The organism is Mucilaginibacter sp., from assembly GCF_964263795.1.
In the GTDB taxonomy this organism is placed as follows: Bacteria; Bacteroidota; Bacteroidia; order Sphingobacteriales; family Sphingobacteriaceae; genus Mucilaginibacter.
Genome location: NZ_CAXVWK010000055.1, coordinates 56174 through 81876, shown reverse-complemented (window position 1 = coordinate 81876; position 25703 = coordinate 56174). Strand labels below are relative to the sequence as shown.

The window sequence follows — 25703 nt, the reverse complement described above, 5'->3', positions numbered from 1 at the left end:
GTATGGTTATAAATCTAATTCTTTTATTTTACGATATAAAGTCCTTTCCGATATGCCCAGTTCATTAGCAGCTAGCTTACGTTTGCCTTTGTGCTTTTTTAGTGCTTTGCGGATCAGGTCCGACTCCTTTTCTACCAGCGACAATGATTCTTCTACCTCCTCGGCTTCGTGAGTGATGTTGTAATCACCATTGTTAACGTTATTTGTAACGGGTTGCTGCAGGGTGAATTGCGGCTCGGTATGATTGTTAGTTACCGGCAGTTCTATATCTCTGTAAAGCTGCGTTAACTGCGATTGGCTTGGATAATTTGTACTTACGCCGCCATGCTCAATAATATCGGCCACTAACTTTTTAAGCTCTACCATATCGCGCTTCATATCAAACAGCACCTTGTAAAGTATATCCCTTTCAGAAAAGTCTTCTTTGGGCTGATTGTCTAATCGCATAGGTAAATTGCTGCGGCTGGCCTCGTGCGGTATATACGTTAAAAGTGTAGGTGCGGTTATCACCCTGTCGCGTTCCAGTACGGCCAACTGCTCTGCCATATTTTTCAGCTGCCGTACATTACCCGGCCACGAGTAATTGATCAATACCTGCTGCGCCTCGTCGTCCAGCTGGATGGGCGGAGTACGGTATTTGTCGGTAAAATCTGATGTAAATTTGCGAAACAACAGGAAAATATCTTCCTTCCTGTCACGTAGCGGTGGGATACGTAATGGTACGGTGTTCAAACGATAGTAAAGGTCCTCCCGGAAACGGCCTGCCTTAACCGCGTCATAAACATCAACATTGGTTGCGGCAATTACACGTACGTTAGTTTTTTCTACTTTAGATGAACCCACCCTGATATACTGCCCGGACTCCAGCACCCTTAATAAGCGGGCCTGGGTGCCCAAAGGCATTTCGGCAATCTCATCTAAAAATATGGTGCCGCCATTAACGGTTTCAAAGTAGCCTTTACGTTCGCCAACGGCGCCGGTATAGGCACCTTTCTCGTGCCCAAAAAGCTCGGAATCAATAGTGCCCTCGGGTATGGCACCACAGTTTACCGCGATGAACGGCCCGTGTTTCCGCGGACTCATTTGATGGATAATGTGCGAAAACACCTCTTTACCACTACCGCTCTCGCCGGTTATCAATACCGAAATGTCTGTTGGCGATACCTGGTTGGCAATATTTATAGCCCTGTTAAGCAACGGTGAATTACCAATGATGCCAAAGCGCTGTTTGATTTCTTGTACTTCCATTTGTTCAATTTGAAAATTTGGCAATTTGAAAATTTGAGAATTTAGGGATTTTCAAATCTTCAAATCCTCAAATTAAGCAATTATTCTTCCTATAAGCGTTGCAGAGGTTGTGCGCTCTACCAAAACATGAACATACTGCCCCGGCTTGTATTTATCGCTTACCGGGAAAATTACCATCGCGTTTTGGTCGCTGCGGCCGCAATAATCGCTGTTTGATTTTTTTGAGAATCCTTCTATTAGCACTTTCTCAACCTTCCCGATACGTGCCTGCATCCGGTAAAACGAATACTCCTGTTGCTTAGCCACTATTTGCGACAAGCGGCTTTGCTTTACTTCTTCGGGTATATCATCGGCATAGCGTTTGGCTGCTAAAGTGCCCGGCCTCTCGCTATATTTAAACATGTAGGCATAGTCATACTTTACGTAATCCATCATGGTTACGGTATCGTTATGCTCTTCATCAGTCTCTGTGCAAAACCCGGTGATCACATCTGTAGATACCGCGCAATCAGGGATAATGCTGCGGATGGCATCTATCCTGTTCATATACCACTCACGGTCATAAGTGCGGTTCATCATCTCCAGTACGCGGCTGTTACCACTTTGTACCGGCAGGTGTATATAGTTGCAAATATTATCATATTTGGCAATGGTGTACAAAACCTCGTCGGTAATGTCCTTTGGATGTGAAGTGGAAAAACGTACCCGCAAATCAGGACTAACCAGTGCAACCATTTCCAGTAATTTTGCAAAATTAACTGTACCAGACCCTTCTACATTCACGCCGGTAGAGGAAACGCGAGCTTCTTCTAAATTCGCCTCTGCCAGGGTAGATTGGATAGGGCTCCACTTGTAAGAATCTACATTCTGGCCCAGCAAAGTAACCTCACGATAGCCTTTATCAAAAAGATCCTGACATTCGGCAACTACCGAATAAGCATCCCGGCTCCGCTCACGGCCACGGGTAAACGGCACCACACAAAATGAGCACATATTATCGCAGCCACGCATAATTGATACAAACGCGTTAATACCATTGCTGTTCAACCTTACCGGGCTGATGTCTGCATAGGTTTCTTCGCGGCTTAATAACACGTTTACAGCCCGTTGCCCGCCATCCACCTTGTCTATCAGGTTTGGCAGGTCGCGGTAAGCATCAGGGCCTACAACAACATCTACCAGTTTTTCTTCTTCTAAAAATTTCGCTTTTAAGCGCTCGGCCATACAGCCCAGTACGCCAACTACCATACCCGGATTTTTAAACTTGGCGCCGGCAAATTCCTTTAACCGGTTGCGTACCCTGGTTTCGGCATTCTCACGGATAGAGCATGTATTGATGAACACCACGTCGGCGTTTCTGAAATCAGATGTGGTTTCAAAACCTTGTTCTGATAAAATTGACGCTACAATCTCGCTATCGCTAAAATTCATTGCGCAGCCGTAACTTTCTATATAAAGCTTTCGCCCGCTATTTTTACCAATAACCGGGTCTAACACCAAAGCTTCACCCTGCCTGCTTTCGTCGTGCACTTTATCCTGAATAAGCAAATCCATAGTCATCTAAAAATTGAATCGCAAAAATACATATTTTTTATATATTGGATGACAGTTTGTCAGCGTTTAACAAAAAGAGTCTTTTGTGGTTATAACTTTTAAAAGTTGTAAATCAGGAACAGATGCGTCAAGGATCCAAACCAAAAAATATAGAATGCCGTTAAAGTTTCTAAAGCACAAGTGGCAAAAAATTTCATTTATAGTTTTATTATCACTGTTTATATTGGTGCTGATACCGGCATTTCTGCTTAACAGATATTGGTCACCCATATTGGCAGACAAGGTAAAAACCGAACTCACCAAAAGTACAGACGGCCTTTACAAAGTTGATTTTACAAATGCCGAGCTACATATACTGCAAGGCAAAATAGTACTCTACGATATTAAACTGCGGCCGGATACAACTGTATACCGCAATAAAAAGAATCTGGGATTAGCCCCTAATAATTTGTACGAGCTAAATGTTAAAAAGCTGGTATTATCCAACATCCACCCCTTTACCCTCTATTTTAAAAAGAAACTGCATATCGGCCGCATTACGCTAAGCGCGCCTGACCTACAGGTAAGCTATCAGATAAATCATACTAAAGATACCGTTGCAAAGGATAGCCGCAACTTATGGCAAAAGATTTCTAAAACACTGAAGCTGATCCATGTAGACGAGATCTATTTGAACGATGTGAAGCTTAAGTACAAAGATTATTCGGGGCCAAAGCTGGCAGTTTCAGAGTTAAAAGAAATGAACCTTAAGGCAACTGATCTGCTTATAGACTCGGCTACCCAAACCGATCGCAGCCGGTTACTTTATTGCAGCGATATCACTACCGAGTTGTATAACTATACCGGCCGGTCAGCTAATGGCCTGTATACTTATACGGTTAAATCGGCAAAGTTATCTACCAAGGCATCACAACTAAGTGTAAAAGGTTTAGTTCTGCAACCTGTAAAACCTGCTGCATTTTTTGATAACAGCAAAGCAGATAGGTTCACCTTCCGGCTGGATACCTTTCAGATCAACAATTTCGATTTTCTTAGCTATCATAAATACAGGAGCTTTAATGCTGCCAATGTATTATTGAGCAAGGGTGTTTTAGCTGTTTACAGTAACCCAAATGCCAAACCCAAGACTGATGACAGGGTAATCACTTTCCCGCATGTGGCTATCAAAGCGGTTAAAACGGCTTTTAATATAGACACGCTCACCATCAGGCAGCTAAATGTCATTTATAATGAATTCAACAAAAATTCCCGTAAAACAGGAGTACTTACTTTTAACAATACCAGGGGTAAGTTTTACAACATCACAAACAATAAGGATTCTTTAAAATCGCATCCGGTTGCAAAGGTTAACCTCACCACGTTATTTATGGAACGCGGCCGGCTTGATCTTGCCTTTACATTTAATCTTACCGACGCGGCCAACAGTTATAGCTACAAAGGCCACCTGGGCAGTTTTGATCTGGGCCGCATTAACAAAGCTACTATGCCGCTGGCTATGGTTAAAATCACATCGGGCACCGTAAACAGCCTTGATTTCAATCTTCATGCTACAAACAAGGTTACCCGCGGCACAGTTAATTTGCTTTATAACGACTTAAATATAAATCTGCTGCGGGCCGACACTGCTAAAAAAGGGTTTTCTAAAAAAACAATCGCATCGTTTTTTGCCAATTCGATGGTGATAAAACATAACAACCCTGATAAGCCCGGCACATTCCCGCGGTCGTCGGCAGTGGTTTACACACGCCCCTATAACTATCCATTTTTTAAAACGGTATGGCAGGCGCTATTGAGCGGCATTAAGCCTTGTGTTGGGGTGGGAAAAGCTAAGAAAAAAGAGGTGATCAAAAAGATGTCCGATCAGGAGTTGAAGAAAAGCCGCAAAAAGGTGGAGAAGGTGGCCCGGCAAAAAAAACGTACCGAACGACAAGCTAACCGCAAACACAAAAAAATGGCCAAGCAACGTCAAAAATTGTCCGACCCGAATGGTTGATAAATTACTGTAACAGCAATTTTAAATTGATACCAAAGTTTGTGAACGCTGTATTAAATGTTTGTGAGGTGTAAGGCTTAGTGATATTGCTATCGTAAAACAAATTAAGATTAAACCGCTGGTTTATCACATAATCTATAGCCGGCCTTAGTGTAATATTCTTAGCGCCGGATGAGATTTCGGCAGCTTCGATATCTGCCCGGTATATAAGGGTCTTGTTATCCCGCACAGCAACATCCAGTTTAAAATTCACATCGTTATTGGTACGTGCCCCTGTACCAAATAAGCCAAACGGCATCCGGAAGTTTTTTGGCCGGTAACCAAATCCAAACACCAAAATATTTTCATTTTGCTGCGCCAGTTGGCTGTTAAGCAAACTCAGGCTCAACGCACGGGTTTTGCGGTATTCAAAATTGGCCGTCATGCTGTTTTTAAAGCGCACATCGGCACCAAATAACGGCACAAACTGCTCAAAGATGCTTACTTGCGAAAATTGGTAAAACGGCAGAAAGTCGTTATTTATATCTCTTGAACTTACCTTACCGGCGTTTTCCTGATACTGCAGCAATGTAGTGTAGCTGTTAACATTGTAGGACGATCTGTAGCCATGCTTTACATCAAAAGAATCGAACAGGTCATTAAAAAATGGCAGCTTACTGAGGCCGTTATAAGTGATCTGCCAGTTGGGGATAGGTATATTTGGAAACTGATTTAAACTGGATGACGACGCACTTTTACCGGTGTACGCCGCCAGGAAAGCCGGTACCAGCACATTTTGCGCATTAGGGCCGTACCCATCGGCATAACCGCTGTTTGTCCCGCCTGAATTTGGATTGGTTTGACCGAGTTTTTGTGAAATAACCTGCCTGTTAGCTAAAAATTGACGGAAAACATCTGATGAATTATTAATGCCTGTATTTTTTGAAAAGGCCGTAGCAATAGATAGTATGGAAACGCTGTACGTACCAGATGTAACCGGGCTTGAGTTTTCAATAGAGTTAGTTGTGGACAGGTATTTAAAATTGGTTTGGTAATTTTTGTCTTGTGCACGAAAGCCTATCAGTTCTATCCGCAGGTCCCTGAAGGGTTCAATTATACTGCGCAGCCGGATATCTTCATTAAAGGTTTTAACGTACAATTGATTTTGCAACGTATCGGTAGTTATCCAACCATTGGCAATAGCCTTGTTGCGCAGATCGGCCTGACTGCCTAACAAGAAACCGATACCGGGCGCATCATACGTAAGATCCTGCCCAAACAGGTTAGATTGCGGCAGATAGCCGGGTAAAAACGTCCCTTCGGTACGGGTATAGGTACCATTTATATTTTTTATACCGGTAAGTATCCTCAAGAAAAATTTACCTATGCCGCCCTGGTCGGTATTACTGTTTTTGCGCAATCCCCTGAATTTGTTGTACAGGCCGTTAAAATTAAGTGTTGGGTTAAGCTGTATACTGCGCGAGTTCTGGATGCTGTTACCTATATCATACGCAGGATTATTAATGGCGAATTCAGGCTGTGTTTGCCAGTTAAAGTGGGTGCTGTAACGTGCCAATAGTGCTGTCCAATCCAGCCCGGGTATCTTGTTGATCGGAGTAGTATAGTTAAAGTTAATAGTGTGGTTGTAGTTGGTAGTGCGGCCAAGCCTTTTTAAGTTGTCCCAAAGGGTATCGCGCTTTAAGCCATTGATACGGCCGGCCGGCTCATCCACTACTGAAAGGTTGGTGGCATCTATATCCATCTGCAGCGATTTGGATAAATTCCAGCCGATACCATAAACACGGGTAATATTAAAGTTTTTGTTAAAACTGGTTGGTATAGGTATAAAGTTGTTGGGATCGTTATTGCGAAGGGTATTTTCTGAATAAAAACGATCAAAGTTGATGCTGAAATTTAAGCGCGATGGCAGCAGGCTGTAATTAAAATCACGTGCCAATGCTAATAAGTTGCTCTTGATGCGTTTGGCTAAAGGGGTGTAATACTTAGGCTGATTAGCATAGTTGTAAGCCAGCGCTACCCGATATGTTTTCGAAAAATCATTTTCAACAATAAAATCATGGTGCTGATATTCCGTATAGGCGTAGGTAGCGCTAAAATTTTCTACGTCCCAAATATGATTATTGGCTGTAGGATTGGTACGCTCTTTATGTACGTTGGTAAAATTGATGCTTTTACGCACGGTATAATCTACCGTAACATTCTTAATTGAATCGCGAGCCTTGGTGGTGGGCGCTGCCGCTAAAGATTTTTTTAGTTCAACATCCGGTGAGCCGGGATCATATTGGGGCGTACTTTTTTGTGTAGAATAATTTACGTAAGCCGGGATGCGGATACCGCTCTTTTCCGGGAAAAACTTACCCAGTTCTAAACTACCGCTTACGTCAATAACCTGATTATCGCTGCGGCTGCGGTCGCTTACCCTTGAGTCTATTGTACCAAAACCAATAGTACTTTTACTGCCGGCAACGGTTACGTTACCAAAATCGGCCAGGGCGGCGTCAAACCTGGCCGTTGCCGCCCATCCGCCGCGCTGGTCAAAATCTGTAAGGCGCAATTCATCAAACCAAACAGTACCAGACTTATCTAAGCCATCATCGCCCGGCCGGTTAGGGCGGTATGGGTTACGCACACCCAGCATAATGGCACGCAGGCGGCTTAAATCGGGCTGGCCCTTTATAGTTACTTTGTTTTGGCCGTCGGTGTAAGTAAAAGGTACGGTAAAGGGCCATGGCTGGCCGTTGAGTTTTGCATTGTTACGGGCCAGCTTGGCATCTGTTAAAATGGATAGTGTAAGGTTAAGCTCGTTGTTTGCGGGCCAAATGGCATCCGGGTCGCGGGTGCCGGGCTGGGTAATACTTAATGGAACCTCGTATTCGTAATAGTTATCCTGATAATCTACCCCCAAACGCACAAAAGCATTTAAATCATTATCCCTCAACTGGTCACCCTCAGCATGGATAAACATCTGGATCTTTTTGTATGACCGCAGGTCGTTATAAAAAGTACGGAATGCAGCCCTCGAATATCCATCGCGCAGCTGGGTTACATTGAGCGACAAAGATTGCTCGTTTAAGCGGGTATCGGTTTGCAGGTTATTGTAGTTACGCTGGCGGTTTATGCCTGGTGGCACCACGTACGGTATCGGCGTACGGTTACCATTCTCCTCAATATTTACGGCCTGCACATCCAGGTTTGAGTTATCTATAACCGGGTTGGCAATGGCCGGATCAACTATTATGTTAGCCGGGTTATTTTCGGCGTTAAACGTTCGCCACTCGCTCCGTACTAACTGCAGGGTTGCAAAGCGTAATACCGATGTATCGGCAAAATTGGTCATAAACATCCGCATAAACCGGATAGCCTTAAAGTCCTGGATGTTGCCCACTTTACTCTGATAATCATTAATAGGTATGCGGAACTGGTACCACGTAACAGCCTGGGTGGTGCCATTTGCGAGCTTAACTTGCGATGTTACCTTATCGCTGATAAAATTTTGGCCGATAACCATATCCTGCGGCCGCACCGATACGCGATATTGGTAATACTCGTCCGTTTGGCTCATGTTGTTGTCGCGGTTAATATCTTCGCCATCCGGCAGTGATGTTGATGCGGAGGTTTGCAGCCCCAACTCCGCCTGCGATTGCTCGGCCGTTTTAGAGTTGCCTTCGGTACCGTTGTACCTGCCGTAACGGTCAAGGATCCCCGCACGGGAGGCATCCAGATCAGGACCCTGGTAATACTGGTAATTATCAGACGAAGGATCGGTTGTAAGCGTACTAGCGGCCGATGGACTTAGTACCGCTTTGGCCTGCGCTACAAAGGCCGAGAATTTAGTGTTCTCACCTACATCGTTTAAGCCATCCAAGCCTACATCCTGCAGCCTGCGGGCATCCGGGTTGTTGTCGAAAGCATTGATCACCGGCTGCAGCTTGGATACCCGGCCCCAAACGGTTTCATCTGTTTTATCAGTGCTGCCATCAACCGGCAGGCTGTTCTCCAGGCTTTTGCGCCCGTCCTTCAAAATATCTTCAGACACACTACCAAGGTTAAAATACAGATCACCTCCGGCGGATGCAGGTTTGTAAATGAACGGATCCATCATCCAGAATTCGATGTAGCCTACATTTAGCGATTCAAAGTCATTAGTCTCTAATTTTCGGAAGATACCTCCCCAGCGGTTACGCGGGTTTTGCAGTGTACCATCGCTATTTATACCGGTGGTAGCATAGTTATACTGGCCGCGTATGGTTGGATAAAAAGCAAGGTTTAATGTAGGAAGGCTTAATGGCTGCCCGGTAACCGATTGCTTGTATGGAAACACTTCCTGCTCAATAATTTGCCGTACGTAATGGTTAGATAGTTCAGCGCGATTAATACCAATAGAGTTTGAGCTGGTGTAGAAAATAGGGTCGATGTTGTAAAAAGCCAGACGGGCGCGGTTAAAGCCATAGCTCAGATCATTAAAAGACTGTGCCTCCGGGAACATTTGCGGCGTACCAGCAATTTGCCAGTTTATGGCGCTTTTGATATCGATGATAGATCGGCTGTTTTCAAAATCATCTAAATAAGAGGTTCCGTTTTTTGAACCGGCAAAGTTGAGCGCACCCGGGCTGCCCGGCATCAATTTGGCAAACTCGCCGCTAAAGTTTACGGTTGATGGTGCTTTAGTGTTAATAAATGGGATTTTGTCAACCAATTTGGTTAAGAAACGCGACTCGGAACTGTAATTGACATCAGCCCCCCAGATGGTATTGGAGATAGACTCTTCGCCAACAATTTCGTTTTGGGTGATGGGTTGTTCGGTAAGGTGCATGATAGTTGCGCCAAGTGCCAGTTTGGGGTTCACCCGATAATCAAACCTGGAGCCGTAGAATGATTTTTGCTGCACTCCGAACAACTCATTATTTTCCAGCTTGATGTTGATGGGCTGCCCGGATTGTAACAACGCCTGATTAAGCACACGGATACGGCCGGCGCTGTAATCGATAGTATAATCGGTACCTTCCTGTAGTTTTAGCGTACCGGCAGTTACCACAACAGAGCCTTGCGGAATATTAACGGCATTTAACTGATACTCTGACCCACCTTGCGAGGTATAAGTGCCTTTGATTAGGTATCGGTTAAGCTTAGGAAAAAATTGCTGGGCGATGGTCTTTGTAGAATCATACAAGGGCTGATACACGTAACGATTAGCAAGGTCTGCCTCGCCTGTGGTAAACTGCCGGGCAAGATCGCTACCAAAAGGCTCCAGCACCGGGAACATAATACGCCCGTTTTGCGAATCGATGGTAATACCTTCCAAAAAGTCGAAATAACCATCAGGATTTTTCGCATTTTGCTGATCCAGGTTATCCAACCCCGTAAGTTGTAGCCAGCGCTTGCTTTTGGTGTTCTGCCCCTCGTCCATTATCGTTTTTTCGATCCCCGATTTATCATCCAGCCGGCTAATGTTCAGCTTAAAATTAGTCGGGCTGATCTGGAATGCACCTGTGGTGTAAATGTTTTTCATCATCAGGTCCCAGGTGGGCAGATTGGTTTTTAGTAATTCATTCTTCAGCAATTTTACAAACAACGCTTTTGGTGTTGCAGGGTCAACCGCAACATCGCTGCTAAACTCACCAACCTGGAAGGTTTGCCCGTTGTAGGAGTACTGATAAGCCACTGCCAGCACTTCATCATTATTTAACGGATAGTTCAGCGAGATGTATCCCAACTGTGGCGATAAATTGTACTCCTTACCCTGCACCAATTTGCGGGCGTAGGTTAATTTAGAATAGTTGTCTGTTGCCCCTGTTGCCCTGAAATAATTGGCCACATCATTTGAATTTGTCACACGTGCTCCCGGTGGTAAATTTTGTAGCAGCGAGTTAGATTGCTGCACAAAACCTGGCCCCCGGAAACCTGCGGGTAAGCCGCTGAAGCCTGCACCACCCTGTATCAAAGTGCCATTATAAGGACGGTTTTCCCCGAGATCAAGAAATGCGATGATATCGCGCGAATCAGTAGTAACATTGGTACGGTTGGTCGTCCATACTTCAATTTTAGTAATATTGATATTGGAGCTTATAATAGGAATGTTAGCCAGCGCCCGATTGTAATTGTTGCGGAAATACTGCGACAAAAAATAATGCTTGTTAGATTCGTAGTCCGCCGGCGTGAGATTGATGTATCCCTGCTGCGAGCCATTTGTAATGGTAATATTTTTTGACTGTGACCGTTGCTGCGAAAATATACTTGTTACATCCAGCTTGCCAAATTTCAATTTGGTTTTTACACCAAATAGTGCCTGGCTGCCGCTTATTAATGTGGTATTGAGCGGCAAACTAACCGTACCTGCCTCAATTTTCTGGATGATCTCGTCCGGATGACCGGTATAGTCCAGTTTAATCTGGTTCTCGAATTGGAATTGGGCTTCGGTATTGTAGTTGGTAGAGATTTTTAATTTATCGCCAATGTTACCTGTTACATTAAGCTGGATACGCTGATCGAAATTAAAATTAAACTGTTTGCGCTGACGGGTATTAAAAAGCGGGTTTTGATTGCTATTTACCTGCCCGGCTAAAATCACCTCTGCCGAGCCTTGCGGGCGGATATCGATCACCGAGCTACCGAAGATCTGCTCGAACGTTTTGCTGCGCACCTTAAACTGCGGAATAAAACCTTCCTGCTGCGAATCATACGCATAATTATCTGCCAGTTGTTTAAAATAATCGCGCTTTAACCCTTTTTGCTGCAATTCCAGGTACTGCATAAATGTTAAATACTGCGGCGCACGATATAATAAGTTACCTACACGTTCATACAAAATGTACATATTGGTAAGCGGATCATATTCTACCGTTCGGATCAACCCTGGTGGGTCGAACAGAAAGTTACCTTCCCGTATCTGCTGATTTTTTGTTTTGGATAGTTTAGGCGTTGCTTTTACAGGAGGCAGGGTATCCCGCGCCGATTGCGGTTTTACCGTTGATGTTGCGGGCGCAGCGGCTTGCTTTGTAAGGGCAGGTCGTATCCCCGGCAGCGATCTGTTGCCCGGTGTACTATTTAGCGGTTGCTGCGTAGTTTGCCCTGGCTTGTTTGCCGGGGACGTACCGGTAACCGGCGTTTGTTGTGCATACACCTTCCCTACCCCGCAAAATGCAGCAATAAATAAAATACCTATACATATACTATAAGTAGAGAGTCTAATCAAGGGGCAAAAAATTGTAGGTAATTATAAGCTTTTTAACGCGAACTTAATTAACTGTTCAACGGTTAAAACGCCGCTATATTTTGCAATTTCCTGATCCAGAACTTTCTCTGCATTGTTGCGCACAAAGCCCAACATAACCAGTGCTGCTAATGCTTCGTCCTTAACAGTCGCAGATGCAGGCATCACGGTAAGGGTATCCGGGCCTTCTTTGCGGAGCTTATCCTGCAATTCTAAAATTATCCGTTGTGCCGACTTAGGGCCAATGCCTTTTATGCGCTGAATAAGCGCAACATTGCCCTGTACAATTGCCGCCTGGATCTCGGCAGGGGTGATAGATGAGAGCATCATGCGGCCGGTATTGGGGCCAATACCGGATATGGAGATCAAATGCTGAAAAAGCCTGCGCTCGCCCTCTGTAGCAAAACCATAAAGGGTGTGTGCATCCTCTTTCACATGCAGCCAAACAAAAAGCTTACAGTGCTCGCCCTCAGCTATTTGGGAGTAGGTGTTAAGCGATATATTAATGTAATAACCAACCCCACCCGCATCTATAACAACATGGGCGGGGCTTTTAAATGCTAATTTACCATCAATATAATCGTACATGTATATAAGATTTATTTCTTTTTAGTTTTTGCCTGCGCGTCACGGGCTTTGGCCTGCGCATCAATAACGGCGATAGTCACCATGTTTACAATTTCGCGTACCGAACTGCCTAATTGAAGTACATGTACCGGTTTCTTTAAACCTAACAGGATAGGGCCAACTGCCTCGGCACCGCCAATTTCCTGCAACAGCTTATAAGCAATGTTACCGGCCTCGAGCGTAGGGAAAATCAAAGTGTTGGCCGGGCTGCCATTTAATGTTGAGAATTCAAAATTCTCTTTCAGTAATGATGAGTTTAAAGCAAAGTTTGCCTGCATCTCGCCATCTACTACCATATTAGGATATTTATCATGTAAGATCCGTACTGCTTCGCGCGTCTTTTCAGGGATCTCGCCTTCGTTAGAACCAAAATTAGAATATGAGAGTAACGCTACCCTTGGTTTAATATTGAAGCGGGTAACCGAACGCTCCACCAATACGGTTATATCTACCAGTTCCTGCGTTGTTGGGTTTACGTTCACGGTGGTATCTCCAAAAAATACCGGGCCTTTTTCAGTTATCATTAAATACATACCCGCCACTCTGCTTACGCCTTCTTCAGTACCGATGATCTGAAGTGCAGGTTTAATGGTCGATACATAATTTTTTGTCAGGCCGGAGATCAGTGCATCAGCTTCGCCAAACTGAACCATGCATGCGCCGTAATAATTACGGTCAATGATGAGCTTTTTTGCCTCAAGCATGGTAATACCACGGCGCTGGCGCTTTTTAAATAAAAACTCTGCAAATTCATGCGACCGTTCGCAATCGTCGCGGGTATCAATCATTTCCACATCATCAAGCTCCAATTCATTATCCTTGATGATCTGTTTAATTTTTTGGATATTTCCTAAAAGAATAGGAATAGCGATGCCTTCATCTTTAACAATCTGCGCGGCACGCAATATCTTATAGGTATCTGCCTCGGCAAAAACCACACGTTTTGGCTCCTGCTTGGCTTTATTGGTAATATCGCGCATTAACTTATTGTTATTGCCCAAGCGCGACAAAAGTTCTTCGTTATATGCATCCCAATCTGTAATGGCTTTACGCGCCACGCCCGATTCCATTGCCGCCCTTGCCACAGCCGATGACACTTCTGTTATCAACCGCTGATCCATCGGTTTAGGGATGATGTAATCGCGGCCAAATTTAAGGTTGGTGATGTTGTAAGCCATGTTCACAGCTTCTGGGACAGGCCTTTTGGCCATTTCGGCGATGGCATGTACCGCTGCGATCTTCATCTCTTCGTTAATTGCAGTCGCCCTAACATCCAGAGCACCACGGAATATGTACGGGAAACCCAAAACGTTGTTTACCTGGTTAGGGAAATCAGAACGGCCGGTTGCCATGATGATATCCTTACGGGCAGCGATGGCAATGTCGTAGTTGATCTCTGGCTCGGGATTAGCCATGGCAAAAACAATTGGATTTTTAGCCATGCTTACCAGCATTGCCGGTGTAACCACATTACCTGCCGACAGGCCAACAAATACATCGGCGTTTTTCATGGCATCAGCCAAAGTGGTAATATCTGTACGATGTGTTGCAAATTGCAGGCGCATTTCGTCAAGATCGGTACGGTCTGGTGTAAGCAGGCCGTTTATATCAAACATTACCAGGTTCTCTTTTTTTACCCCTAATGAAAGGTACATTTTAGTACATGACACAGCTGCAGCACCTGCACCGTTCACTACCATTTTTATTTTGTCCAGCTTTTTACCCTGAATTTCGCAGGCGTTCATCAGCGCAGCGCCGGATATTATAGCCGTACCATGCTGATCATCATGCATTACGGGAATCTTCATCTCCGCCTTTAGCCTGCGCTCGATTTCGAAACAGGTTGGTGCAGATATATCCTCCAGGTTAACGCCGCCAAAAGTTGGCTCAAGCGCTTTAACTATGTTAACAAACTCATCTACCGATTTAGCATTCACCTCCAAATCGAACACATCAATATCCGCGTAGATCTTAAACAGCAGGCCTTTACCTTCCATTACCGGCTTACTGGCCTCGGGGCCAATGTTGCCCAGGCCCAACACCGCAGTACCATTACTTATCACTGCAACTAAGTTTCCCTTAGCAGTATATTTATACACGTCGTCTACATTTTCTGCTATACGCAGGCAGGGCTCGGCCACACCAGGCGAGTAAGCCATTGTAAGATCGCGTTGTGAATTGGTAGGTTTGGTTGGCACTACCTGTATTTTACCGGGGCGGCCTTTTGAGTGGTAATTTAAGGCTTCCTGTTTACGATTGGTTTTATTCATGGTTCTCTCAAATTCAAGCGCCCAAAATTACATTACTTTTTACGAAACCGGGCAATAAAAAAGCCCGGCTTCGAATTACATCAAAACCGGGCTTAGTAAAATATCTCTTTAACCCTTTGTTACTTTCACTGTTAGGCCGGGTTGCAGGTGAACTGTTTTGCTGTTACCAAATTCTACATTTAGTTTTAGCAGTTCATCTACATTAACGCCATACTTTGCTGCAATAGAGGTAAATGTATCGCCTTTTTGCGTGGTATGATAGGCTGGAACAAAATGCGGCGCGCCGGGTACCGCTGGGTTGCCCTGCGTGTAACCAACGCCATTAGCCTGCCCTGATGCAACAATTTGCCTTTGCTGAACAGACGCAGTGTAAACCGGAACATTGACTACCGGTACCGGCCCTTCCGGATTATTTAAAACAGTATTAAGTGCAGCGTAACGCTCTTTAATAGTTTGGGGAATGACCAACTTACGCGGCGCTTTATCAGTGCCATTTATGACGGACATGCGGTAAGAAGGGTTTAAAACGCTGATATCTTTAAGGCTGATGCCCAATGCCTGAGCAATTTTACTCATCGGCACATATTTTTTTACCGTAACGGTATCCGTTTGGGTGCTTATGCTGCTTGCGTAGGTTGTCAGGTTATGTCTTTTATAATAATTCATTACATAGCTTACTGCGATGTATGCTGGCACATAGCCCCGAGTCTCTGCAGGAAGGTACTGCCGGATAGACCAGTAATCGTGCGCACCTGTGCGTTCCAACGCTTTTTCGACATTGCTTTTACCACAATTATATGAGGCGATTGCTAACAGCCAGTCGCCAAATTGCTGGTAAGCATCTTTTAAATAGGCCGCTGCAGCGTAGCTTGCCTGTACCGGATCACGGCGCTCATCCACATAATCGTTCATTTTAAGCCCGTAGATCTTAGCTGTTTCGCTCATAAATTGCCATGGGCCGGCAGCGCCAACTCTTGAAACAGCATTAGGGTTTAAAGCCGATTCCACTATCGAAAGATACTTTATTTCGTCAGGGATACCAACCTCGCGGAACGCCTTTTCATAAATGGGGAAGTAATATTTAGTCAGTCCCAGGATGCGGCTCATCTCGTCACGCCGGCCCATGTAGTTATCAATGTAACCCTGTACAAACTCATTATAGTCTAAAGGGACATCCTTTTGGATAGAATCTAACCGCCGTTTAAAGATCACGTTCTGGTAAATGGATACCGGCACCTGTGCAACAGGTAACAATACTGTAGTATCGGCAAGGTCGATCAGCGGTTTTGCGTTTTGAAACGTGGTGGCAGCATTGGCTTTAACTATTTGCAGTAAAAGAATACAAATAATAAAAGTAAACAGTCTCTTCATACTTTACGTCAAAAAAATAATTTCGAGGAGGCAATAGGTTACGCTAAAATACTGATTTGCTATAGCTTCAGGAAATATTCTGAAAAATTTAACAGTTCGGTTTCGGAAAAGGCTTTGGATAATAACTGCAAACCTAACGGCAAACCTTTGCTGTTATTGCCTACCGGTAAAGAAATTGCCGGCAAACCTGCCAGCGACGCCTGCACTGTAAAAATATCGTATAGGTAAGTAACAACCGGGTCTTTCTCCTCTTTACCGATACTGAACGCCGGCTCAGGAGCGGTTGGGGTTAGTATAAAATCAAACTCTTCTAACAGCTCGTTGGTTTTATTACGGATTAAACGGCGTACCTTTTGGGCCTTGGCGTAATAAGCATCGTAATAGCCGGCGCTAAGCACAAAGGTACCAAGCATAATCCGGCGCTTCACTTCCTTACCAAACCCCTCTGACCGGGAAAGCTTATAAGTCGACTCTAAATCAGTTGCATTAGGGCTGCGATAGCCATAATGTACGCCATCATAACGTGCCAGATTTGACGATGCCTCGGCCATTGCAAGAATGTAATAAGTAGGGACCAGGTAATCCAGATAATCGAAAGAGATCGGTTTTACCTCGTGGCCATCTGCCCGTAATTTTTCAATGGCTTCGACAAGGCCGCTTTTCACCTCAGCGTCAACTCCCGGGCTGGACAAGGCCTTTTGCAGATAAGCAATTTTCTTTTTGCTTGGCTGTTTACCGTCGACTGTGAATTCCGGAACCGGCTGATGAGATAATGTGCTGTCGAATTCATCGGCACCCGCCATTACTTGTAAAAGCAGGGCTGCATCTTCTACTGAATGAGTAAGTGTGCCCACCTGATCAAAAGAGGAAGCGTATGAGATTATACCATACCTGGAAATACGCCCGTAAGTAGGTTTAAGCCCTACAACGCCGCAAAAGGCTGCCGGCTGCCTAACGGAGCCGCCGGTATCTGTACCAATGGCTGCATGGCACATACGCGCCTGTACCGCCACTGCCGAGCCGCCCGATGAGCCACCCGATACCCTTGTTTCATCCGCAAAATTCTTAACAGCACCAAAATACGAATTTTCGTTAGCGGCACCCATCGCAAATTCATCGCAATTACAACGGCCTATAATTATGGCATCTTCTGCAAGTAAACGCTCAACTATTGTTGATGAATAGATAGAAGTAAAGTTCTCCAGGATCTTTGAAGATGCTGTAACCTTATGATCTTTATAACAGATGTTATCTTTTATAGCGATAACCATCCCCGCCAGTTTACCCGCGGTACCGGCTTTTATTTTAGCATCTACAGCTTTTGCGGCGGCGGTGGCTTCCTGATCAAAAACTTCGTTAAATACATTTAACCGTGTATGTGTTGTAATTTGCTGCAGGTAACCCTGTACCAGGGTTTCAGCCGTGATCTCCCCATTTTGCAGTCCGCTCTTAATCTCGCTATAAGAGGAATAATGTATAGACATGGGCTAAAAATAAAAAACTTATCCGTTGAAGCATAAATATTTCAACAGATAAGTTTATAAGCTATACGGCCATTATGACCGCATTAATATTGTAAAGACTAAACCTTAGGTTTATCTTCTGCAGACGTTGTAGTGCTGGCGGTGTTGGTTTCACCGTTTTGCGCGTCTTTGAATTCTTTTACACCTTTGCCCAAACCTTTCATTAGTTCAGGAATTTTTTTACCGCCGAACATAATTAATATTGCAACGATGATCAGAATAATTTCTGGTGCGCCTAATCCACCCATGATGATTTAAATTTTATGTTATGTTAATATTTTATGACTACTTGTATTGCTCAATGGTGGTTTTTTGTTCCGGCTTTTCCTGTGTAACCTGCTCCGCAGCCGGGCTATCATAATGGCCTGTTACCGGGTGCTTTAATTGTGTGTCCTCATAAGTCTCAGGCGCTTCCGGATTTTGCAACTCGGTCTCCTCAATAGCATCTGTGGCGGAATGGCCTTCAAAAGCAGGCAATGTACCGGCAACCGGTTCGTATCCCTGTAACTTTTCTTCTTCTAAGCTTTTTTGCGGTTCAGTTTTCTTTTCCTCGTAGTTGTTGATCTGGTTGTTGATCTCGCGCTTAACATCTTCAGATGCATCCTTAAAATCACGGATGCCCTTACCTAACCCACGCGCAAGTTCCGGAAGTTTTTCGCCCCCAAACAGCATCAGTGCAGCAAACACGATCAATATCATTTCGCCGCCACCTATATTCAAAAATAAAAAAACTGTACCTAACATTCCGGTAATAATTAAAGTTACAAATATATACAATTACAACGCTATAAAGTTCTACTAATTGTCTGCCAGCCAAAGCTTAGGATTGACAACAGTTTTACCCTGATAAAGCGCAAAGATCACCTCGGCCTCGCCGCTGCTTGGGTCTGTAGCAACCGTGCCGATACTTTGCTTGGTTGATACCTTTTGCCCCTTAGCCACATTTACCGACCGTAGGTTGGAGTATGCAGTAAAGTACTCGCCATGTTTTATGATGATAAGATAAGTACCGCTCACATCCATCACTTTAACCACCTCGCCTTCAAAAACGGCCCTTACGGCGGCACCGTTAGCCGTTCTTATTTCATAACCCGGGTTATCATTACGGATGCCCTCGCTATCGGTGTAAGTGCCAAAACCATGCACCAGTTGGCCATTGGCTACCGGCCATGGTAAACGGCCGCGGTTACCCAAAAAGTCGTTAGAAAGACGTGTAGCCTCTGGCGTTGCATTAAGCACTTCGCTGTTTGTTGATGCTTTGGTTATTGTTTTCTTACTGACCGACGGACCAACAACTTCTTTGTTCTCGGCCTTTGCTTTTGCGGCAGCTGCCGCCGCTGCTCTTGCCGCGGCAGCTGCCCTTGCTTCGGCCTCGCGCCGGGCATCCTCAATTTCTTTACGGATGGCAATATCTATCTGGCGCCTGGTTTGCGCTATCCGTTTTTGCACATCACGCTGTTGCTTTTTAATCTCGCCCTGATGTTTAGACAGGTCTACAATCACCTTCACCTGGTTGGTTTTCTCTTTACCTAGCGTTTCTTTTTCCTTTTCCTGCTCGGTAAGCAGATTATTCTTTTGCTTTTTATTCCTGTCGAGCTCAACAATCTTATTGTTCAGGTCCTTTTGCGTACCCTGAATATAACCTGCCTGGCGCTCGCGATAGGTACCAAATTGCTGCAGGTATTTTAAACGGCGGTAGGCCTGGTTAAAATCCTTTGCTGCAAAAATAAACATCAGCTTGTTGTAGGCACTTTGGTTGCGATAGGCAAACAGCACCATACCTGCATATTCTTTTTTAAGCTGGTCTAACTGGCTTTGTAAGGTACGTACGGTATTATTGCTTTGCGAGATCTGGTTATCGAGATTACGTACCTCGGAGTTGATGTTGGCTATCTTCTCTTCCCTAAGGTTGATCTGCGCCTTTAGAATGTTTAATTGCTTTAATGAAACCTTTTTATTGCTGGCCGTTTCCTGATATTCACGGTTAAGCTGCTCCAGCTCTTCTGTATATTTATCGCGCCTGCGTTTTAACTCCGAGCTGCTTTGTGCAAATACACCTGTAGCCGCAAATACGCAGAATAGAAAGAAGGCGGTTCTAAAAAATTTCATCCACCAAAAATATAATTTTTTAATTAGCGGGCTCGTAACTTTTTGGGATACTAAAAGGATATTCTAAAGGCAAGTCGAAATCGGCTTTGGTATAACGTAAGTTAGCCTGTATCTTATTGTTGCCTGCTGTAGATAAAATATCTATTTGTGAAGGTATCACCCGGTTCGTAGCCTGTATAAACACGTTATTAGCAACCTGTAATGATTGCCGGCCGGCGTTGTTGGATAGATTGGTTTGGGTAACCTTTAAATCGGCACCTAAAAGCAGCTTATAAAGTAAACCCTGCAAATTGCCGGTAACCGCCGTATTGTTACCTTCTGGTGTGTAAGTGGCGTTCTCGTTAACCAACTCGCCAATGGCATTACCTACCAACAAAGACTGTACAGTTTTAAAATTAACCTGCTTGCTGGCGTAACCGTAAATATAGCTGAACGGCTTTTTAAGATAAACGCTTTGCAGCCGGTTTACTACCAATAAGCTATCCGGCGTGATCTGCGCGCGCGCTACCTCAATACCAGCTATAGCAGTAATAGAGATCCATATTTTTTGATCCCGGTTGATGCGGATATTTAGCGTAACATCATTATCATTGCCATTAACTACCAGCTTTGCTTTGGCCTTGCCGGAGAAGGTATTAAAGCTTACTTGCTTTGAACGGATGGCCGCTACCCTGGCAGCCAAATCATTAGTTTTAACAACCGCTGCAGAATCGGCCGTTGGGCGCTTTACTACCATTAGTTTTTTTGATGCGCAACCGGATGCGATAATGAGCAATCCGATGCATGCAATTTTATTCCAAATATTTCTTCTCATTGATCTTTCGTTCTAAAACAGCCGATGCGCCACCTTGTGCTTTTGCCTTGGTCCATTGTTTAAGCGCAGCATCCGCGTTGCCAAGTAAGTACATGATATCGCCATAATGCTCTGTTTTAACAGCGCTGGCTTCTTTATCATGTAAGAGCGATTTTTCTATCCAAAGTTTAGCGCCCGCGTAATCCTTTTGTTTAAACAGGATCCACGCATAAGTATCTTCAAACGATGCGGTGTTAGGCAGTAAATCGTTACTATGCTTAGACATTCGGGCGGCTTTATCCAGTTGCTCGTTCCTTAACGACAAATAATAAGCGTAATTGTTGAGTGTAAATGCGTTATCCGGATTATAGCTCAACGCCTTGTCATAAGCTACGTCCGAATTTTTGTTATCATTCAGGGAATGATAGCTATCGCCCAAAGCAGAATAAGTTTGCGACAACAACTCATTGTCCTGCACCTCCAGTGATGACGCATTTTTAAGATATCCAACCGCTTTGCTAAAATTTTTCTTTTGCATCCAGGCAACACCAACCAGGTAATTCATCCATGCCTGGTTAGGAAAGTAAGAAAGGGCGTTCTCTCCATCGCGGATGGCACTTTCAAAATCGTTATCGCCCAACTCTAACCTTACCAGTTGCTCGTGCACAATGTAAGCCTGGCTGTTCAAATAAATTGATTTTTTATAAGCCTCTTTAGCTTCTTTAAATTTTTCGTTTTGCAGCAGCATATCGCCGTAAATGGCAAACGCTTTATTATTTGTTGGATGCGTAGCCGCGATGATCTTACCTAATTCCAGTGCGCTCAGTCTTGCGTTAGGGTCAGGAAATTGCGGCGAATAACCCATTATGATCTTGATCTTTTGCTCGATATCAATATCGGGGACAGCAAATGCAATTTTCAGTTCATTAAAACTAGCCTCATAATTTTTTTTCTCGCGATACATATCGGCAAGGGCCAGGTGCAGCGTCCCGTTATTAGGGTCGAGTTTTTTTGCACGCTCTAAAACAGCGGTAGCTTTATCATTCAGATTATTTGAATTATAGATATCCGCTAGCATCAGGTAATAACGCAACTGATCGGGGTTGCTCGCGATAGCTTTCTCTAAATCAGCGGCTGCTTTTTTTATATCACCCTGTTTAAGATAAATTTTTTGACGGTTGCTAAGCAGGTCGTCGCTTGGGCCGGCCAAATCTTCCACTTTGTCAAAAAGTTTAAGCGCTTCGTCATATCTTTTCTGGATAGCGTAAGCGTTTGCCTTATCGTAATAGTAATCAGGTTTATTTGGGTTGATCTGAATCAACTCGGTAAAAACATTCTCCAGCTTGGCAATATCATTCGTTTTCTCGTAGCTATCGGCAAGTGCTACCCAGTACCATTCGTTATCGGGGTTTACGGTAACAGCCCGTTCCAGCAAAACGCGTGAAGCTTTTGGGTTATTCTGCGCTTTTTCCAGATTAGCCAGCTCAAACATCGAAGCATCATTGGCAGGGTCTATCTGCAGCACCCGGTTAAAAAATTCAGTGGCTAATTTGTAATTATCTACAGTTTTTTCGCGCAGGGCCGAAAAGAACAGCTGCCTAACCAATCCGCTATCGGCATAAGTAAGCGGCCTGGCTGCAATAACAATAGCAGCATTATCCTTACCTGGTTTGCTTTGGGCAAAGCCGGCAAGTGACACACTCAATCCTATAAATGTTAGTGCTATACGTTTCATATATATGGTATCTGCGAAAAGTAAGCGCCTATAATTACTATCGTTTTAACAGCGCTCTGAGTTCTACCCGTTCACTATACAATGCGCCTAACCCAAATAAAATCAGCAGGCCATTCCCTATAAAAATATTGCGCTTAAATATGCTGAATGATAAATAAACGAGCACAACCGAAATAATAATATAAGCGCTGTTCTTTTTAATGTTATAAGGGATGGGATAGTTTTTTTGTCCCCAGATGTATGATAACACCATCATGCTGGAGTAAGCGATCAATGAGATCCATGCGGAGGCGATGTAGCCGTAATGAGGAATAAAAATAACATTAAGCACTATGGTAACTAAGGCACCCGCTCCAGAAATATATAACCCGTATTTAGTTTGATCGGTAAGTTTATACCATACCGATAAATTCATGTAGATTCCTAAACTTACATACCCGAACAACAATACAGGGATTACATTAATACCCGACCAATATATAGCTGCTTGTGCAGCATTTTTACCCTTTATAAAATACTTCAGTATTTCAATATTAGCCACAAGCGCTACAAAGATCAGGCATACAGCGATTACAAAATAATTCATGATACGGGCGTAGGTTTGCGTAGCATTTTTATTTTTAGCATGACTAAAAAAGAAAGGCTCGGCCCCCAACCGGAATGCATTGACAAAAATGCTGAGGAAAATAGAAATTTTTGCACATGCGGTATAAATGCCCACCTGCGTAGCACTTTCATTTACCGGCAGCAGTTTTCCTAATAATATCTTATCAAGATTTTCATTTATGAGGTACGAAAAATTGGCAACAAGTACAGGCCAACTGTAAACCAGCATTTCCATAAACAAGGCTTTACTAAAATTGGGCCTCAGTTTCATAAACTCCGGCATGAGCATGAGCAGGGTTATTACACTTGTAATTAAGTTAGACATGAACACATAGCCTAACCAGCCTTTGATATACCAGCTGTTTACCCACACTGTACCAGGCAAATTATGCTTAATGTAAAAAGGCAGCCCGTAAATAAAAAACAGGTTTAAGCTTACAAAAATTACTACATTTAAAAATTTAACCAGGCTGTACCGACCTGGCCGGCCATCAGCGCGGATCTTTGCAAAAGGGATAACGCATAAAGCATCTACAATTAAAATGCCTATGAAGTATTTTGTGTACAACACATATTCGGCAAATGGGGTGCTGGAGTCGATACGCAAAAATCCGGTGATAAAATTAGCGAACGGAAAAGTGAGTAAAAAAAACAATCCCGATATGCAAAGGATAGCGCCGAATGTATTATTATAAACAAGCTGTTTACTCTCGGGCTTTTTATTAAGGTATCTAAAAAAGGTGGTTTCCATACCGAATGCAAGGAGTGCGTTAAGCATAGATGCATAGCTGTATAGGTTACCAAAAATACCGTAAACTTTGGCGGAGTAAGCCCTTGTATATACCGGTGTAAGGAAAAAGCTTAACACCCTGCCTGCTATAGTACTTAAACCATATATAGCTGTTTGCCCGGCGAATTTTTTAGCGGTTGACAATTAAAGAAAGTTAAGTGTACTTATAAACTCTTTTTTACAACCTCAAAATTACGATAGTTTTTTAATTCGCCCTCATGGGTTTCAACAGCAGTTACTACAGCATGTTCTGCCCCTTCGTGGCACCAGTCCAAAAACATTTCCATAAAGGTGTCATCAGCTTCGGCTTCAATGTAAACGTCGCCATTAGGCTCATTCTTTACAAAGCCCTTAACGCCTAACTGGTCGGCAACGGCTTTGGCACCCGCCCTAAAGAAAACGCCCTGCACTTTACCTTTAACCGTAATATTTATATGCTTTTTCAATTTTAAAATATTTAATCTGAAGATTGTTGATTCATCCGGGGGAAGCCAATCACACCAAATTACTGCCTATTTAATTAAATAAGCAACACATATTAATTTCAAATCGTCAAATAAGGTTATTAAATAAGCTTTCTCACTTTGGTTTCGGGAGTAAGTTTTGTGCCGTCGACACTGGTAAGCAAGTTTAAGCCGGGGGTTTTACCAGGTTCAATAGTGCCTTTAGTTTCGGCAATATCCAAAAATTCGGCACCGTTGCGGGTGGCCCATTGTAACAATGTTTCTAAACCTAATGACGGGAACTTTTGATCGATGGTCTGCATCTCGCTTAGTATGCTTAGCCCGCTGTTAGAGGCAAGGCTATCTGTGCCAAGGGTTATATTGAGCCCCTGGTTTACAAAAAGCTCAACTTTTGGCAGGCGCTTTTCAATATAGATATTAGCATTAGGGCAAAAGCACCAGTTGATTTTCCGGTCGAACCGTTTGATGAAATAAATATCTTTAAGATTGGTGCAGGTGTTATGCACCATCAATATTTTTTGGCGGTTACTTAATAACGGTATAACCGACTGCAAAGAATTACGGGCCTGCGGCCGGAAATAATCGATGTTGATACCAAAATGCTTGTACATATCAACAAAGCCGCCCAGTTTATAACGATAAAATTTATTCTCGTCCTCGCATTCCTGGTTGTGGATGCTTAGCAAATTTTTATTCTCGTCGGTGTAGCGCTTTATTAATTTAAATAATTCTTTTGAAACTGAATACGGCGCATGAGCAGTGATAGACACAGCCTGTGGGCGAAATTCATTTGCCAATTGCTCGGCCTTTTCAAACAGCTCATCAGCACGGTCGGGCAAAAAACCAAATATTTCAACAAAGGTGTGGTAGTAAAGCTTGCTTTGTTCTTTCAGCCTAACGGTAGCGTTACTGTTAGCTGTATCGCCTACTGCAACAATGCCATTGTCGTACATTTGCTGGTCGGCCTGCAGAGCAGCGTCGCGTATCTCACTTGCGTCGGCATTGCGCACCGACTGTATATCCTGAATAAAATTGATAAGGCCGCCACCGGGTTTTACTTTATCTTTAAGGTGCGATAATTCAACGTGGCAGTGTGTATTGATAAACCCGGGGGTGATGATGCCCGAAAGGGTTTCTATCGGGATTTGATCATATTCGGGATTAGGAGTGTCTGAAACGGAGAGGATCTTTCCAAAATCATCTATAGTAACAATTCCATTCTTTATTGGATCGGCATAAACAGGGAAAACGTAATCGGCTTTAAAACTTTTCATGAAATATAACTTAGCATCTTCTAAAAAACTTTTAAATCCATTCAGATAAAGCAACAATTAACCTTTAGTTATTGTTTTTAATGTTATAAAAGAATGACTTTAAAAAAGGAACGAATTTTTTAAAAATAGTTACTTT

16 protein-coding genes are annotated in these 25703 nt (G+C 43.7%); 1 reads left to right on the top strand and 15 read right to left on the bottom strand.

What is annotated here, in order from left to right:
• Nucleotides 1–6 precede the first annotated feature (6 nt).
• Nucleotides 7–1248, bottom strand: coding sequence for a sigma-54 interaction domain-containing protein (locus ACE5CV_RS09445; RefSeq protein ID WP_374949920.1), 1242 nt, complete (start codon nucleotides 1246–1248; stop codon nucleotides 7–9).
• A gap of 72 nt (nucleotides 1249–1320) precedes the next feature.
• Complete coding sequence (miaB, locus tag ACE5CV_RS09440; protein WP_374949919.1) at nucleotides 1321–2802, bottom strand: tRNA (N6-isopentenyl adenosine(37)-C2)-methylthiotransferase MiaB; 1482 nt, start codon at nucleotides 2800–2802, stop codon at nucleotides 1321–1323.
• Nucleotides 2803–2956: 154 nt separating this feature from the next.
• Here miaB and ACE5CV_RS09435 point away from each other — a divergent pair, with 154 nt between their 5' ends.
• The gene (locus ACE5CV_RS09435; protein ID WP_374949918.1) at nucleotides 2957–4795 is read left to right on the top strand and encodes a hypothetical protein; all 1839 of its coding nucleotides are present in this window, start codon (nucleotides 2957–2959) and stop codon (nucleotides 4793–4795) included.
• A 4-nt stretch (nucleotides 4796–4799) separates the two neighbouring features.
• Here the strand turns inward: ACE5CV_RS09435 and sprA are convergent, their stop codons facing one another.
• The 13 genes from sprA to ACE5CV_RS09370 all read right to left on the bottom strand — a co-directional run bounded on the left by sprA (nucleotide 4800) and on the right by ACE5CV_RS09370 (nucleotide 25567).
• A complete protein-coding gene (gene sprA / locus ACE5CV_RS09430; protein ID WP_374949917.1) occupies nucleotides 4800–11987 on the bottom strand; it encodes a cell surface protein SprA in 7188 nt (2395 codons plus the stop codon).
• Nucleotides 11988–12008: 21 nt separating this feature from the next.
• On the bottom strand, nucleotides 12009–12593 hold the full coding sequence (ruvA, locus tag ACE5CV_RS09425; protein WP_374949916.1) for a Holliday junction branch migration protein RuvA: 585 nt from the start codon (nucleotides 12591–12593) through the stop codon (nucleotides 12009–12011).
• A gap of 11 nt (nucleotides 12594–12604) precedes the next feature.
• Nucleotides 12605–14902, bottom strand: a complete 2298-nt coding sequence (locus tag ACE5CV_RS09420) for an NADP-dependent malic enzyme (RefSeq protein WP_374949915.1) — start codon at nucleotides 14900–14902, stop codon at nucleotides 12605–12607.
• Between the two features lie 108 nt (nucleotides 14903–15010).
• Nucleotides 15011–16273: a transglycosylase SLT domain-containing protein gene (locus ACE5CV_RS09415; RefSeq protein ID WP_374949914.1), complete on the bottom strand. Its 1263-nt coding sequence runs from the start codon at nucleotides 16271–16273 to the stop codon at nucleotides 15011–15013.
• A gap of 59 nt (nucleotides 16274–16332) precedes the next feature.
• Complete coding sequence (gene gatA / locus ACE5CV_RS09410) at nucleotides 16333–17757, bottom strand: Asp-tRNA(Asn)/Glu-tRNA(Gln) amidotransferase subunit GatA (RefSeq protein ID WP_374949913.1); 1425 nt, start codon at nucleotides 17755–17757, stop codon at nucleotides 16333–16335.
• Between the two features lie 98 nt (nucleotides 17758–17855).
• A complete protein-coding gene (tatA, locus tag ACE5CV_RS09405) occupies nucleotides 17856–18044 on the bottom strand; it encodes a twin-arginine translocase TatA/TatE family subunit (protein WP_374949912.1) in 189 nt (62 codons plus the stop codon).
• Nucleotides 18045–18081: 37 nt separating this feature from the next.
• On the bottom strand, nucleotides 18082–18540 hold the full coding sequence (locus tag ACE5CV_RS09400) for a twin-arginine translocase TatA/TatE family subunit (RefSeq protein WP_374949911.1): 459 nt from the start codon (nucleotides 18538–18540) through the stop codon (nucleotides 18082–18084).
• Nucleotides 18541–18594: 54 nt separating this feature from the next.
• Complete coding sequence (locus ACE5CV_RS09395; protein WP_374949910.1) at nucleotides 18595–19905, bottom strand: murein hydrolase activator EnvC family protein; 1311 nt, start codon at nucleotides 19903–19905, stop codon at nucleotides 18595–18597.
• Nucleotides 19906–19924: 19 nt separating this feature from the next.
• Nucleotides 19925–20719 (bottom strand): DUF4292 domain-containing protein, encoded by a 795-nt coding sequence (locus tag ACE5CV_RS09390; RefSeq protein WP_374949909.1) that lies wholly within the window; start codon nucleotides 20717–20719, stop codon nucleotides 19925–19927.
• Nucleotides 20697–22433, bottom strand: coding sequence for a tetratricopeptide repeat protein (locus tag ACE5CV_RS09385; protein WP_374949908.1), 1737 nt, complete (start codon nucleotides 22431–22433; stop codon nucleotides 20697–20699). Before ACE5CV_RS09385 ends, ACE5CV_RS09390 begins: the two co-directional genes overlap by 23 nt.
• Nucleotides 22434–22470: 37 nt before the next feature.
• The gene (locus ACE5CV_RS09380; protein ID WP_374949907.1) at nucleotides 22471–23973 is read right to left on the bottom strand and encodes a lipopolysaccharide biosynthesis protein; all 1503 of its coding nucleotides are present in this window, start codon (nucleotides 23971–23973) and stop codon (nucleotides 22471–22473) included.
• 20 nt (nucleotides 23974–23993) lie between these two features.
• Nucleotides 23994–24275, bottom strand: coding sequence for an acylphosphatase (locus ACE5CV_RS09375; protein ID WP_374949906.1), 282 nt, complete (start codon nucleotides 24273–24275; stop codon nucleotides 23994–23996).
• A 119-nt stretch (nucleotides 24276–24394) separates the two neighbouring features.
• On the bottom strand, nucleotides 24395–25567 hold the full coding sequence (locus ACE5CV_RS09370; RefSeq protein WP_374949905.1) for an amidohydrolase family protein: 1173 nt from the start codon (nucleotides 25565–25567) through the stop codon (nucleotides 24395–24397).
• Between the last annotated feature and the right edge of the window lie 136 nt (nucleotides 25568–25703).